The sequence below is a fragment of the Rhodococcus sp. BP-160 genome (genome assembly GCF_019836205.1).
Lineage (GTDB): Bacteria > Actinomycetota > Actinomycetes > Mycobacteriales > Mycobacteriaceae > Rhodococcoides.
In genome coordinates, this window is sequence record NZ_JABUEK010000003.1 from 471,249 (window position 1) to 486,234 (window position 14,986).

The window sequence follows — 14,986 nt, forward strand, 5'->3', positions numbered from 1 at the left end:
CGGACCACGGTGGGCCTATGCTCGAATCCGGACATGAGGGCGACCGATCGCGCGGGAAGGGGTCGAGGTGTCACAGCAGACGAGTGCGCTGACTCTGCGCGCGCCCGTCGACACCCGCTCCGAACGGTCGGAGTTCCTCCGTTCCACTCCCGTCCGGCTGTTGGCGGTGGGTCTACTGGTGGTCGCGACGCTCGTGACCACCGCTCTCGTGACGACGCTGTCGGTGTCGGACCGCCAGCGCACCCTCGAACTTCTGCTCGCGCGCACCGAGCCGCTGTCCGATGCGGCGCAGAACCTGTACGTGCAGCTGTCGGTCGCGGACGCGACGGCGGCGACGGCCTTCCTCTCGGGCGGTCTGGAACCCGGTGACGTCCGTGGTCGGTACACGGACTCGCTCGGAGCGGCGGCGGGCGAGGTGGTCCGCGCGTCCACCGGACTCGCGAGCGACGACGCGACGTCGCGGCAACTGCTGGCGACGATCTCCACGAACCTGCCGCTGTACGCCGGCATCATCGAGACCGCGCGGACGAACAACCGCGTCGGCAATCCGGTGGGTTCCGCGTATCTGGCCGAGGCGTCGACCCTCATGCAGAACACGATCCTGCCGTGGGCCGAGGAACTGCACGCGGAGAAGTCCGGTGACGTGTCGGATGCGCAGCGCCAGTTCGCGACACCACCCTGGTCGGCGTTCGTCGTGCTGGGCATCACCGTGCTCGTGCTCGTCGGCGCGCAGATGTTCCTGAGCCGGAAGACCAAGCGCACCGTCAACGTCGGTTTCGCGGGTGCCACGGTGGGCGTCGTACTGCTGCTCGGCTGGATGCTCGTCGCGGGGCTCATCTCCTCGACCGCCACCGACCGCGCTCTGGTGCGCGGCGCGGAGCCCCTGGACCTGCTCACCACCAGCCGGATCCTCGCCCAGCAGGCACGCGCCGACGAGACCATCGGCATGACGCGGCGCGGCGGCTTCGCTGACTACGAGAAGTCGTACTCCGACGCGGTGTCCGGCCTCGCCGACACCCTCGGCACACTCGCGCACGACGACGACACGCACAGTCCCCGGATGGACGACGCCCGTGCGCTGGTGTCGCTCTGGACCAGCTCGCACGACCGGATGAACGCGTCGCTGGACGTCGGCGACTTCGACACTGCCGTCACCATCGCCACCGGAACGGCTGCCGGCGACTCCAGCGACGTGTTCGGTCGGCTCGACTCGGCTCTCGTCGAGGAGATCGAGGCGTCCCGCGCGTCCCTGCGAGACGACGTCCAGCGTGCGTCGGGCGTGCTGGCCGGCCTCACCGTGGGCACCGGCATCGTGTGCGGCCTGGCCGTGCTCGCCGTCGTGGGCGGTATGTGGTCGCGTATCCGGGAGTACCTGTGATGCGCCGCGCGGCCGTGATCGCCGCCGCGCTCATCCTCGTCCTGACCGGCTGCGCGGACACCACGCCGGTGCCGGAGGCGCCGGACCGCGCCACCGTCGCCGAACCGCTGCCCGACGGGGCCACCGGCGTCACCCCGGGCGCACCGATGCCACCGGCAGAGGACTGCGGCGACCCCCGTGCGAGCCTGCGGCCCAACTACGCCGCGCCCGACGGCGCACCCGTACCCGCTCCGAACGTCGACGCGATCCGCGCCCGCGGGCGCCTCGTCGTCGGGCTGGACACCGGCAGCAACCTGTTCAGCTTCCGCGATCCCGTGAGCGGTGAGATCGTCGGCTTCGACGTCGACATCGCCCGCGAGGTCGCCCGCGATCTGTTCGGGGACCCGGACCGGCTGGAGTACCGCATCCTCGCGTCCGCCGAGCGGATCGACGCCCTGGCCGAGGGCGAGGTCGACATCGTCGTCAAGACCATGACCATCACGTGTGCCCGGCGCGAACGGGTGACCTTCTCCACCGTGTACTACCAGGCGGATCAACGGGTTCTGGCCGTCAAGGGCTCGGGCATCACGGGTGTCGGTGACCTCGGCGGTCGGCGCGTGTGCGCCGCGGCGGGCACCACGTCGTTGCTGCGCATCCAGCGTCTGCAGCCCAGTGCCCAGATCGTCAGCGTACCCAGCTGGGCGGACTGTCTCGTGGTGCTGCAGCAGGGCGGTGTCGACGCCGTCAGCACCGACGACGCGATCCTCGCCGGACTCGCCGCCCAGGATCCGTACCTGGAGATCGTCGGGTTCTCCATCGCCGCGGAGCCGTACGGGATCGGCGTGACGCTGGGTCACGACGACCTCGTGCGCGTCGTCAACAGGACGCTCGAACGCATTCGCGGCGACGGCACCTGGAACCGCATCTACACCCAGTGGTTGTCCGTCCTCGGCCCGTCTCCCGGCGCGCCCTTTCCCGTCTACAACGGCTGATCATGAGTACCGAACCCGATCTCGAGGCGACCCGGGCCTCGTTGCGCGACGAGGATCCCGACGCCACCCGCGCCGCCCTGCGCGAGCAGGACTCCGACGCGACGAGGGCCTCGGTGCGCCCCGAGGAGGACGATGCGACGCGGGCCGCGCTGCGGGAGGACACCACGGGGCGCACCTCCCGGCCGAGCCGCCGCGTACGAACCGGAAAGCGTCGTCGCCTCGGTGGTGGGCTGGTGGAACTGCCGCGCATTCCCGAGGTCGATCCCGCGACCGCTGTCATGTCGGACCCCCGCGTCCCGGAGAGCAAGCGGTTCTGCTGGAAGTGCAACGCCCCCGTCGGGCGGAGCGTCGACGGCCGGCCCGCCCATCCGTCGGGTGACTGCGACAGGTGCGGAACGCATTTCGACTTCTCCCCGCTGCTCGAACCCGGTGAGATGGTGGCCGGGCAGTACGAGGTGCAGGGGTGTATCGCGCACGGCGGACTCGGGTGGATCTACCTCGCCATCGATCGCAACGTCAGCGATCGCTGGGTCGTGCTCAAGGGCCTGCTGCACTTCGGCAACGCCGAGGCACACGCGGTGGCGATGGCGGAACGCCAGTTCCTCGCCGAGGTGACCCACCCCGGCATCGTCAAGATCTACAACTTCGTGGAGCACCCCCGCCCCCTCGCGCCCGGCTCGCAGGAGGCGCCGTCGTCGACGGGGTACATCGTCATGGAGTACGTCGGCGGTCGCACGCTGCGCCAGATCATGACCGACAACCCGACGCGCACGAAACTGCCTGTGCAGGAAGCCATCGCCTACCTCCTCGAGGTGATGCCCGCGCTGGCCTACCTGCACTCCATCGGTCTGGCGTACAACGATCTGAAACCCGAGAACGTCATGGTGACGCAGGACCAGATCAAGCTGATCGACCTGGGCGCGGTGAGCCAGCTCGAGGACTACGGGTACCTCTACGGCACGGCCGGGTACCAGGCACCGGAGATCGTGCGGACCGGACCCACGGTGGCGTCCGACATCTTCACCGTGGGGCGCACTCTCGCGGTCCTGACGCTCGAGATCGCCTCGGAGCACGGGCGGTACGTGGACGGCATCCCCGAGGACGCGCCCGTCCTGCAGGAGTACCAGTTCTTCGCCCGGCTGCTCCGACGCGCGACGGCCGCCGACCCGCTCACCCGGTTCCGCAGCGCCGACGAGGCCGCGAGTCAGCTCAGTGGTGTTCTGCGCGAGATCCTCTCGCAGCAGACGGGTGACAGCCACCCGTCGCTGTCGTCGGTGTTCAGCCCGCAGCGCACCACCTTCGGCACCGACGAGCAGGTCGCCGTCACCGACGTGTACATCGACGGACGGCACCGCGTGGCCAGGCTGGATCCGCGCGACGTGGTGGCCGCGCTTCCGGTCCCCCTGATCGACACGTCGGACCCGAGCGCGCAGCTCATCGCCGCGGCCGTGCACAGCGAACCGCACCAGACGCTCGACTCGCTGCGCCTCGCTCGCGAGAACGGCCTCGATCGCACCGTGGGCGACGACTCCGTCGGGTCCGTGGAAGCGGTGCTGACCGAGGCCCGCGCGTATCTCGATCTGGGCGAGGGAGATTCGGCCGCCGAGGTGATGCGCAGGCTGGACGACGTGACGGGCAACTGGCGCGTCGACTGGCACCGCGGCACCATCGCGCTGCTGTGCCGTAACTTCGTCGACGCCGCCGACAAGTTCGACTCGGTGCTCTCCGCGATGCCCGGCGAGGTCGCACCCAAGCTCGCGCTCGCGGCGACGGCGGAACTGCTGGCGCAGCAGACCTCCGACGACGGCCACGACACGTGGTGCGCCCTGGCCGAGACGATGTACACCACGGTGTGGCGGACCGATCGCACCATCGTCAGCGCCGCGTTCGGTCTCGCCCGCAGGCTCGCGGAACGGGGTGCGCTGCTCGACGCCATCATGACTCTCGATCTGGTGCCCGCCACGTCACGGCACTACTCGATGGCACGGATGACCGGCGTACTCACACTGCTCTCCGGCTCCGCGGCCGACATGGACGAGGGTGCGCTCTACGAGGCGGCGCGGCGCGTCGAGGCGCTGCCGGCGCGCGAACCCCGTGCGCTGCAACTGCGGACGGTCGTCCTGGGCACCGCGCTCGAATGGATGGAATCCGGGCACACGCCCGAGTCCACGGTGCCGCTGCTCGGCGTGCCCTTCACGCGGGACGGCCTCCGTACGGGCGCCGAGACCGCCCTGCGATCCCTCGCCCGGACCGCGCGCACCCGGTCGCACCGCTTCGCCCTGGTGGACCTGGCCAACGCGGTGCGGCCCAAGTCCCTCTTCTGATCAGCCGATCAGGGCCACCGCGGCGCGGGCGATGGCCAACTCCTCGTTGGTGGGTACCACGAGGACCGTCACCGGGGAATCGTCCGTCGAGATGACACGAATTCGCTTGCCGCGCTCGGCATTACGCTCCTCGTCCAGCTCGATCCCGTACATCTCGAGGTCCGCCAGGGCCGCTGCGCGCACCTCGGCCGAATTCTCGCCCACGCCGGCGGTGAACGTGACGACATCCACGTGGCCCAGCTCGATCATGTACGCGCCGAGATAGCGCCGCAGGCGATGGACGTACACGTCGAAGGCCAGGGCCGCGGCCTCGTCACCGTCGTCGATGAGGCGCCGGAGCTCACGGAAGTCGGTGACACCACTCAATCCCTTGATACCGGAGCGGCGGTTGAGCAGTTCGTCGATGGCATCGACGTCCATGTCGGCACTGCGCCGCAGGTGCATCACGATGCCGGGATCGATGTCGCCGCTGCGGGTTCCCATCACGAGCCCCTCGAGCGGGGTGAGGCCCATGGACGTGTCCACCGCGACGCCGCCGCGCACGGCCGATGCCGAGGCGCCGTTGCCGAGGTGCAGCACGATCTGGTTCACGTCCGACGGCGACCGTCCCAGATGCTCTGCCACACGGCCACTCACGTACTCGTGGGACGTGCCGTGCATCCCGTACCGCTTGATGTCGTGTTCGGCGGCGGTGGCCGCATCGATGGCGTACGTCGAGGCGGCGGCGGGGAGGGTGTGGAAGAACGCCGTGTCGAACACAGCGACCTGCGGCACGTCGGGCAGCTCCCGTCGCGCCACCTCGATCCCGCGCAGGTTGGCCGGATTGTGCAGGGGCGCCAGCGCACTGAGCTCGTCGATGGTGGTCACGACCGAGTCGTCGATGAGGGTGGGCTCGCTGAAGACGGTGCCGCCGTGCACCACTCGATGCCCCACTGCCGTGATACCCGCCTCCGCCAGGGGCAGTCCCGCGTCGGCCATCATCTCGAACGCCAGCCGGAGGCCCGTGACGTGATCGGGGATGTCGGTCGTCTTCTCCGTCGAGTCGTCGCCGCGGGTGACGGCCACGCGCCCGTCGGCGTCCCCGATGCGCTCGACGATGCCCTGCAGGACACTGTGTCCCGAGTCGGGGTCCACCACCTGGAACTTCACCGACGACGATCCCGAGTTGACGACCAGCACCGTGCTCACTTCGCGACCTCGAGACCGTCGGTACCGGACTGGGCCTGGATGGCGGTGATCGCCACGGTGTTCACGATGTCCTGCACCAGGGCTCCTCGACTGAGATCGTTGACGGGCTTGCGCAGTCCCTGCAGGACCGGTCCCACCGCCACGGCGTTGGCGCTGCGCTGCACCGCCTTGTACGTGTTGTTGCCGGTGTTGAGGTCGGGGAAGACGAACACGGTCGCCCGGCCCGCCACCTCGGAGTCGGGCAGCTTGGACTTCGCCACCGACGGGTCGATGGCCGCGTCGTACTGGATCGGCCCCTCCACCAGCAGATCCGGCGCCCGGTCGCGGACGAGGTCGGTCGCCGTCCGGACCTTGTCCACGTCGGCACCCGATCCGGAATCGCCGGTGGAGTAGCTCAGCATCGCCACGCGCGGCTCGATGCCGAACATCGATGCGGTGGCCGCGGACGAGACGGCGATGTCGGCGAGCTGTTCCGACGTGGGATCGGGAACCACGGCGCAGTCGCCGTAGGCGAGCACCTTGTCCGCGAGACACATCAGGAAGATGCTCGAGACCGTCGAGACCCCATCCATGGTCTTGATGATCTCGAAGGACGGCTTGATGGTGTGCGCCGTGGTGTGCGCGGCGCCCGAGACCATACCGTCGGCAATACCCTTGTGCACCATCATGGTTCCGAAGTACGAGATGTCGGACATGATGTCGCGGGCCTTGTCCTCGGTCATGCCCTTGTGCTTGCGCAGCTCGACGTACTCCGCGACGAAGTCGTCCGTGTACTCCGAGTTGGTCGGATCCAGCACGGTGGCCTCGGACAGGTCCACCCCCAGTTCCCCGGCCCTGCGCGTGATCGCCGCCTCGTCGCCGAGGATGGTCAGATCCGCGACCTGCCGTTGCAGCAGTCGTCCGGCCGCGCGCAGGATCCGGTCGTCCGACCCCTCGGGCAACACGATGTGCTTGCGGTCGGCGCGGGCCCGGTCGATGAGCTGGTACTCGAACATCTGCGGCGTCACCACCGACGGCATCGCGACGTCGAGGCGGCCCAGGATCGCGGCGGCGTCGACGTGGCGCTCCATGAGCGCCAGCGCCGTGTCGACCTTGCGTTGCGATCCGACGGCCACCCGCCCGCGAGTGGACGCGGCCACACTCGCGGTGTCGAAGGTTCCGAGTTCGGTGGTGAGGATCGGTAGTCGGGGCTGCAGACCCTCGATGAGCTTGGCGATCATGGGATGCGGTGTCAGTCCGCCGTTCATGACGATGCCGGCGAGCGACGGAAACCCCTCGGCCTCGTGGGCGTTGACGAGCGCGAGCACGACGTCGGAGCGGTCGGCCGGAGCGATGACGACGACTCCCTCGGTGAGTCGCTCGAGAATGTGCTCGGCCGTCATGCCGCCGACCATCACGCGCAGGGCCTCCCGTTGCAGCAGTTCGGCATCGCCGCTGTAGAGTTCGCCCTTCATCGCGTGCAGCAGTTCGTCCATGGTCGGTGCGACCAGCAGCGGTACCTCGGGCAGAGCCCACGCCGGCACGTCCTCTGTCGAGAGCTGCGCGATGACGTCGTCCAACGCGTCGGGATCGCACCGGTTGGCGACGATGCCGGCCAGATGGGCGCGGTGCGTCGACAGTTCCGATCGACACACGTCGGCGAGGTGGGCGATCTCCTCGGGCGTGCGTTCGGAGCCACGCAGCGCGAGGAGCACCGGGGCGCCCAGGTTCACGGCGACGCGCGCGTTGAACCCCAGCTCGCTGGGACTGGCGATGTCGGTGTAGTCGCTGCCCACGATCACCACGGCATCGCACTGGGACGCAACGTCGTGATAGCGGCGCACGATCTCGGCGAGCGCGGCGTCGGGATCCGCGTGCACCTCGTCGTAGGTGACGCCGAGCGACTGCTCGTACGTGGTGTCCGCGGTGGTGTGGTCGATCATGAGCTCGAGGATGTAGTCGGTCTCGGACGACGACCGAGCGATCGGCCGGAACACACCGACCCGAGCCGTCGAGGCACCGAGCATGCGCAGCAGCCCCAACGCGATGGTCGACTTGCCGGTGTCCCCCTCGGGCGACGCGATGTAGATGCTGGAGACGGGCGAACTGGGCGTGTCTGCGGGCGCGGCGACCATGGTCTCAGCCTAATGGGCGCGCCGCCGCGATCGTCCGAGACGATGTCCCGCGGTCGGGCTGTGATCCCGGGAACAACTCCGCACTTTCTTAGCCTACGCAAGCATAATACTTGTGTGAACACAACTGTCGCGTCAGACGGTCTCGACCAGCGTCACAAGATGATCGTGCTGGCCACGTGCTGCCTCAGCCTGCTCATCGTCTCGATGGACGCCACCATCGTGAACGTCGCGCTGCCCGCCGTCCGCACCGAACTCGGCGCATCCGTGTCCCAGCTCCAGTGGACCATCGACGTCTACACACTGGTGCTCGCCAGTCTGCTGCTGCTGTCCGGCACCACCGCGGACCGTGTGGGGCGGCGCCGTGTCTTCCAGATCGGACTCGTCAGCTTCGCCGTCGGCTCGCTGCTCTGCAGCCTCGCCCCCACCGCCCCGGTCCTCATCCTCGCGCGCATGATCCAGGCGATCGGTGGGTCGATGCTCAACCCCGTCGCCATGTCGATCATCACGCAGGTCTTCACCGGGAAGGCCGAGCGTGCCCGGGCGATCGGTATGTGGGGCGCCGTGGTCGGCATCTCCATGGCCCTCGGTCCCATGCTCGGCGGACTGTTGATCGAGATCTCCGGGTGGCGGTCCGTCTTCTGGATCAACATCCCGGTCTGCCTCGCAGCGTTCGTTCTCGCCGCCGTGTTCGTCCCCGAGTCGCGGTCGCCCGTCGTGCGCGCGTTCGATCCGGTCGGTCAGCTGCTCGGTGTCGTCATGCTGGCCTCCCTGGTGTTCGGCCTCATCGAGGGTCCTTCGCTCGGATGGTCGTCGCCCATCACCCTCGCGGTGTTCGCCCTGTCCGCCGGCTCGTTCGTCGCGTTCGTCCGCTACGAGAACAGGCGCGTCGATCCGTTCATCGATCTGCGCTTCTTCCGCAGCATCCCGTTCTCGTCGGCGACGATCGTGGCCGTGTGCGCCTTCGGCGGATACGGAGCGTTCCTGTTCCTCATGTCGCTGTACCTGCAGGAGGTGCGCGGCTTCAGCGCCATCGGCACGGGAGCGTCCTTCCTGCCGCTCGCACTCGCCACGCTGATCTGCTCGCCGCTGTCCGGGCGGATGGTGGCTCGGTGGGGTGCCCGCCCCTCGATGACCATCGCCGGTGTGGTCGTCGCCGTCGCGGGCCTGACCCTCACCCGCCTCTCCGCCACCACCCCCGTCAGCGCACTACTGGTCATGTTCGCGATCTTCGGGGTCGGCTTCGGGCTGGTCAACGCCCCCATCACCAACGCGGCCGTCGGCGGGATGCCCCGCGATCGCGCGGGTGCGGCGTCGGCAGTCGCGTCGACCAGCCGCCAGATCGGTGTCAGCATCGGCGTCGCGCTGTGCGGGAGCCTCACCACCGCGGGCGCCGCGGCCGGCATCGACGCGGGGTTCGCCGCCTCCACACACACGGTCTGGTGGGCTCTGGCCGCCATCGGTCTGATCGTCGCGGGCCTCGGGCTGGTCAGCGCGAGCAGGCGGGCCACGCGGACCGCGGACGACGTGGCCGCACTGTTCCGCACACCGGAGCCCGCCCGTGCCTGACCGCCGGAGCCGACCGATAGACGAGGCCTGGGCCGCGATGACCTCGCTGGTCTTCGAGAACCGCGACACCTGGCGCCGACGGGTGGCGGCCGAGGTCGACATGCCGTTCAGCCGGGTGCGGGTGCTACGGCGCCTGGTCGACGGACCGCTGACGATGAGCGCGGTGGCCACCGCGGCGGCGATGGACGCACCGGCGACCACGGTGTGCGTCAACGAACTCGAGTCTCGCGGCTACGTCCGCCGCACCGTCGACGACAGCGATCGTCGCAGCAAGCGCGTCACGATCACCGACGACGGCCGCGCCCTGATGGATCGCGTGCACGCGATCACCGACCCGGTACCCGACTCGCTCGCCGACCTCGGCGACGAGGACGCCGCGGTGCTGCACCGGATCCTGTCGGGCGCGGTGTCCTTTGGCGTCGTCAGCCCAGACGGCGCAGACGGGGCTCCAGATCGGTCTTGAACAGCTCCAGGAACCGACGCTGATCGTGACCCGGCGCGTGGAAGACCAGGTGGTTCAGGCCTGCATCGACGTACGGCTTGACCTTCTCGACGGCCTCGTCGGGATCGGAGGCGACGATCCACCGCTTCGCCACCTGCTCGATCGGCAGCTCGTCCGCGGCCTTCTCCATCTCGATCGGATCGTCGATGGAGTGCTTCTGCTCCGGCGTCAGTGACAGCGGCGCCCAGAAGCGCGTGTTCTCCAGCGCCGCATCGGCATCGGTGTCGTACGAGATCTTGATCTCGATCATGTGATCGATGTCCTCGACGGGCCGCTCCATCTTCGCCGCACCCTCGGCGACGGCCGGAATGAGCTTGTCGGTGTAGAGCTCCATGCCCTTGCCCGAGGTGCAGATGAAGCCGTCACCACTGCGTCCCGCGTAGCGCGCGACCACCGGGCCACCTGCCGCGATGTAGACGGGAACGCCACCCTCGGGCACGTCGTAGATCGATGCGCCCTTCGTCTTGTAGTACTCACCCTCGAAGTCGACGCGATCGCCCAGCCACAGCTCGCGCATCAGCGACACAGCCTCGCGCAGGCGAGCGAACCGCTCCTTGAACTCGGGCCACTCGCCGTCGAATCCGGTCGCGATCTCGTTGAGGGCCTCACCGGTGCCTACACCGAGCATGATCCGGTTCGGGTACAGGCACGCCATCGTCGCGAACGCCTGGGCGATCACGGCCGGGTTGTAGCGGAACGTCGGGGTCATCACCGACGTGCCCAGCTGCAGGGTCTTCGTGCGCTCACCGACGGCCGTCATCCACGCGAGCGAGAACGGGGCGTGGCCGCCCTCGTGGCGCCAGGGCTGGAAGTGGTCGCTCACGGTCGCCGAATCCATGCCCGACGACTCCGCGAGAACGGCGATCTCCACGAGCTCGCGGGGGCCGAACTGCTCGGCCGATGCCTTGTATCCCAGCTTCAATGCCTGTGCCACACCGAACTCCTGTCTCTTCGCCGGTAGGGATCCGACTCCTGTCATGTCTATCAGTAACGACGTTCGAATCGTCGTGCGCGCAACCCTGTGCGCCCGGGCTCCTCTCCGGCACCGTGGAACGGTTGCTCGAGAACGAGGAGTCCGCTGTGCGTTTCCAGATCCTGGACATCATCTTCAACCCGCCGCACCCCGTCACGGGCGAGTCCGTGCCCGCGGCCGACCGGTTCGATCGCGTCGTCGAGCTCGCGGTCCTTGCCGACGAACTGGGCATCGACTCCTACTCCGTCGGTGAGCGGCATGCCGGTGACGTGCTGTCGTCGAGTCCGACGGTGATCCTCGGTGCGTTGGCTCAGGCCACGAGCCGCATCCTGCTGTCGACGGGCGTCACGGTGTTGTCCGTCCTCGACCCTGTGCGGCTCGCGGAAGATTTCGGCACCGTCGATCAGCTCAGCCGCGGTCGGCTCGAAGTCGTCATCGGCAAGGGCAACGAGGTGCTGCAGTACCCGCTGTTCGGCAAGGACATCGCGAAGCAGTACGAGTACCTCACCGAGAACTACGAGTTGTTCCGACGGCTCATCAGCGAGGAGAACGTCGACTGGTCCGGGCAGCACCGCAGCCCCCTCACCGACGCGACCCCCCTCCCGCGGCCCTACGCCGGGCCCTTCCGAATCTGGCACGGCTCGGCGACGTCGACGGAGGCGGTGGATCTGGCAGCGCAGTGGGGCGACCCGATCGTCTCGGCCAACGCGTTCCAGCCGCGCGAGAACTATGCCGTCCTCATCGACAGGTACCGCGAGAAGTACGCCGAGTACGGGCACGACCCGGACTACGCCTTCGTCGGGTCCGGCTCCGGAGGCCTGTTCCTCGCCGACACCACGGAGAAGGCGATCGAGGAGTTCCGGCCGCTGTACGAGGGCGCCGTCGCGCAGGCCGACAAGCGTCGACACGATCCCGCGGCCAAGGGCAAGGTGACGAGCTTCCGCACCGTCGAGGAGGCGGTGGACCGCGGACCGTCACTGGTCGGATCGTCCGAACGCGTCGCCGAGAAGATCATCGACTACCACCAGTCCTACGGCCATGTGCTGCAATCGGTCTCGATCAATCACCTGCTCGATCCCGAGCACCAGAAGGACATCCTCCGGCAGTTCGCCGAGGACGTCATCCCCCGCGTACGCAAAGAAATTCCCGAGCCGCTGCTGTGGAGCCAGCGGGACGACCGGCGCGCTGTGGGCTTCACCGCGGAGTGGTGGTCGTGAGCATCGCCTTCGTCGGCGGCGGCCCCCGCGCCACCGGCATCCTGGAACGGATCGTCGGTCGCGCCGACGACCTCACCGAACCTGTCGACGTCCATGTCATCGATCCGCACGCTCCGGGAGCCGGACGGATCTGGCGGCGCGACCAGGACCCGCTGCTGTGGATGAACTCCGTCGCGGCCGACGTCGCGATGCTGCCCGACGGGTCCGGCGGCCCCACGTTGGCCGAATGGGTGCTGGCCAATCGGGACACCCTGGTCACCGATCCTGCGTTGCGTGACGAGATCGGACGATTCACGCCCTCGTCGTTCGCGTCCCGGTCTCTGCAATCGCACTACCTCGCCCACGTCTTCGAGTCGACCGTCAAGGCCCGCCCGGACAAGGTGCGGGTCCACGTGCACCGAGCCACCGTTCTCGACCTGTCCGAACATGCCGGGCTGCAACGACTGTCGTTGGATTCCGGCGAGGTGCTCGAGGTCGACGACGTCGTGCTCGCGCAGGGACAGCCCGACACGGAGCCTCCCGCGGACGTCGCCGCGTTCGCGCACTTCGCCGCCGACCACGGTCTGCGCTACATCGGACCCGGGTACACCGCCGACCTCGATCCGACCGTCGTCCCCGAGCGTGAACCGGTGCTGGTCTCCGGTCTGGGGCTCGCCTTCGTCGACTGGATGGTGCTGCTCGCCGAGTCACGGGGCGGCACATTCTTCCGGTCGGACGACGGAACCCTCGTCTACACCCCGTCCGGACGGGAGCCCTTGGTGTACGCCGGTTCCCGACGCGGAGTGCCCTACCACTCCAAGATCTCCTACTCCATCGCCGACGCGGCTCCCCCGTTGCCGCGCTTCTTCGTTCCGGAAGCATTTCCCGGCACCGACATTCTCGACTTCCGCGCGGACATCTGGCCGCTCGCAGTGACCGAACTGGCGTGGGCCCACTACTACGAGTTGTTCGCGTCCCATCCCGACGCGGTTCGTGGGTCGTTCGCCGACCTGGACTCGGCGTTGGAAAGGGCCGGCGCTGCGGCCGTCGGCGACCTCGTCGAGCGGATGGTTCCCGACCCTGCCGATCGGTTCGACATCGACGTGCTCGACCGGCCGTTGCAGCACGAGCAGTTCGACTCGCTGGAGGAGTCGGCCGACCGGGTACATGCCTATATCGACGCGGATCTCCGGCGTCGGCGGGACCCACGGTTCAGTGCCGATGCCGCCGTCTTCACCGGATTGCTGTCGGTCTATCGCACCGTCGGCGAGCTGGTGCGTACGCAGCGTCTCGCGCCCACCGACGTCGCCACGCAGGTGGAGGGGAATCTGCACTCGTTCTTCAGCTTCATCGCCAGTGGCCCCCCGCCCCAACGACTCGAACAACTGCTCGCGCTCGGCAGGGCCGGGGTGATCCGCTACCTCGGCCCGAACGTCCGCTTCGACGTCGATGCCGACGGGTTCCGGGCCACGTCGACCGCACACCCGGACATCGTGCGGGCGGGAACGCTGATCGAGGCCAGATTGCCGGCCGCCTCCATCTCCGCGAGTGCCGACGTGCTGCTCCGATCGCTGCACGAGCGCGGCGAGGTGCGCGAGGTTCGCGCGTCGCCCACCAGCCCTGCCAAGCTGGCCGTCGACGGGTCGTCACGCGTCGTCGACGCGTCGGGCACAGCTCACCCACGTCGATACGCCGTCGGAGCCTGGGTCGCCGGACACGCCTGGTCCGGGGCGTTCGCCCGCCCCGGCATCGACGCAGGATTCTCCCGCCACAACGACGGCATCGCCGCTGATCTAATCAGCTCGAGCACAAACGCTCAGGACCGACGCGCCGTGTGATGTTGTGTGTCGCATGACAACTCACATCACCACCACCAAACTCGGCGCCCACATCGGAGCGCGTATCGACGGGGTCCGCCTCGGCGGGGATCTCGACGCGGACACCGTGGACGTCGTTCGCCGTGCCCTACTGCAGCACAAGGTGATCTTCTTCCGCGGCCAGGATCACCTCGACGACGAGTCCCAGTACGCGTTCGCCGAGCTGCTCGGAGCCCCGATCACGCCCCATCCCACCGTGACATCGCACGGCACGAAGACTCTTTGCCATCGACTCGACGTACGGCAAGGCGAACAGCTGGCATTCCGACGTCACCTTCGTCGATCGCATCCCGAAAGCGTCGATCCTTCGTGCAGTCACGCTGCCCGAGTACGGCGGCAACACCACGTGGGCATCGCAGGTAGCCGCGTACGAGTCTCAGCCGGAACCACTTCGAGCACTGGTGGACAATCTCTGGGCAGTGCACACCAACACGTACGACTACTCCGCCACGGCTGCCGATGCTGTGCGCGACGAGAACTCTGCTGCGTACCGCCGCGAGTTCCAGTCCACCCACTACGAGACGGAGCACCCTGTCGTGCGCGTCCATCCCGAGACCGGTGAACGAACTCTGCTCCTGGGCCACTTCGTCAAGAGCTTCGTCGGACTGTCCACGAAGGAGTCCCACGCACTGTTCACCCTGTTGCAGGACCGAGTGACGAAGCTGGAGAACACCGTTCGGTGGCAGTGGCAGCTGGGCGACGTCGCGATCTGGGACAACCGCGCGACGCAGCACTATGCCGTCGCGGACTGGGGCGACCAGCACCGACGACTCGAGCGCATCACTCTGGCCGGCGACGTCCCGGTCTCTGTTCACGGCGAAAGCAGCCGGGTCATCGCGGGAGACGCGTCGCACTACTCGCCGCTCGACAAGCCGACCCTCGTCGCCGTCTGACGAC

Annotated in this window: 10 protein-coding genes and 1 pseudogene; 8 read left to right on the forward strand and 3 right to left on the reverse strand. The window is 68.5% G+C overall.

Annotated elements, in window-relative coordinates; translation table 11 throughout:
* Window positions 1-67 precede the first annotated feature (67 nt).
* The 3 genes from HQ306_RS14160 to HQ306_RS14170 are packed head-to-tail and all read left to right on the forward strand — an operon-like array spanning window position 68 to window position 4,673.
* Window positions 68-1,378, forward strand: a complete 1,311-nt coding sequence (locus HQ306_RS14160) for a hypothetical protein (protein WP_051613449.1) — start codon at window positions 68-70, stop codon at window positions 1,376-1,378.
* The gene (locus HQ306_RS14165) at window positions 1,378-2,349 is read left to right on the forward strand and encodes a glutamate ABC transporter substrate-binding protein (RefSeq protein WP_027506227.1); all 972 of its coding nucleotides are present in this window, start codon (window positions 1,378-1,380) and stop codon (window positions 2,347-2,349) included. Before HQ306_RS14160 ends, HQ306_RS14165 begins: the two co-directional genes overlap by 1 nt.
* 2 nt (window positions 2,350-2,351) lie before the next feature.
* Window positions 2,352-4,673, forward strand: a complete 2,322-nt coding sequence (locus HQ306_RS14170; protein WP_051613448.1) for a serine/threonine-protein kinase — start codon at window positions 2,352-2,354, stop codon at window positions 4,671-4,673.
* Here the strand turns inward: HQ306_RS14170 and HQ306_RS14175 are convergent, their stop codons facing one another.
* Both HQ306_RS14175 and pta read right to left on the reverse strand, forming a co-directional pair.
* Window positions 4,674-5,861: an acetate kinase gene (locus tag HQ306_RS14175; RefSeq protein ID WP_222632090.1), complete on the reverse strand. Its 1,188-nt coding sequence runs from the start codon at window positions 5,859-5,861 to the stop codon at window positions 4,674-4,676. It lies immediately after the preceding gene.
* Entirely contained in the window at window positions 5,858-7,975 is a 2,118-nt protein-coding gene (gene pta / locus HQ306_RS14180; RefSeq protein ID WP_222632092.1) for a phosphate acetyltransferase, read from the reverse strand. The genes HQ306_RS14175 and pta overlap by 4 nt, the downstream gene beginning before the upstream one ends.
* A 114-nt stretch (window positions 7,976-8,089) precedes the next feature.
* Between pta and HQ306_RS14185 the strand changes: the two genes are divergently transcribed.
* Window positions 8,090-9,541 carry a DHA2 family efflux MFS transporter permease subunit gene (locus HQ306_RS14185; RefSeq protein ID WP_374197688.1) on the forward strand — a complete coding sequence of 484 codons (1,452 nt, stop codon included), beginning with the start codon at window positions 8,090-8,092 and terminating at the stop codon, window positions 9,539-9,541.
* Between the two features lie 37 nt (window positions 9,542-9,578).
* Window positions 9,579-10,004, forward strand: a complete 426-nt coding sequence (locus HQ306_RS14190) for a MarR family winged helix-turn-helix transcriptional regulator (RefSeq protein ID WP_222632094.1) — start codon at window positions 9,579-9,581, stop codon at window positions 10,002-10,004.
* On the opposite strand, the gene fgd is transcribed toward HQ306_RS14190, so the two are convergent.
* Window positions 9,964-10,977, reverse strand: a complete 1,014-nt coding sequence (gene fgd, locus HQ306_RS14195; protein WP_222632096.1) for a glucose-6-phosphate dehydrogenase (coenzyme-F420) — start codon at window positions 10,975-10,977, stop codon at window positions 9,964-9,966. The two genes, HQ306_RS14190 and fgd, sit on opposite strands and share 41 nt — an antisense overlap.
* A 146-nt stretch (window positions 10,978-11,123) precedes the next feature.
* Here fgd and HQ306_RS14200 point away from each other — a divergent pair, with 146 nt between their 5' ends.
* From HQ306_RS14200 to HQ306_RS14210, 3 genes and pseudogenes are all read left to right on the forward strand, one after another.
* Window positions 11,124-12,233 (forward strand): LLM class flavin-dependent oxidoreductase, encoded by a 1,110-nt coding sequence (locus tag HQ306_RS14200; RefSeq protein ID WP_222632645.1) that lies wholly within the window; start codon window positions 11,124-11,126, stop codon window positions 12,231-12,233.
* Window positions 12,230-14,050, forward strand: coding sequence for an FAD/NAD(P)-binding protein (locus HQ306_RS14205; protein WP_308115357.1), 1,821 nt, complete (start codon window positions 12,230-12,232; stop codon window positions 14,048-14,050). Before HQ306_RS14200 ends, HQ306_RS14205 begins: the two co-directional genes overlap by 4 nt.
* Before the next feature lie 13 nt (window positions 14,051-14,063).
* Window positions 14,064-14,982: pseudogene (locus tag HQ306_RS14210) on the forward strand (TauD/TfdA dioxygenase family protein).
* The last annotated feature ends 4 nt before the right edge of the window (window positions 14,983-14,986 follow it).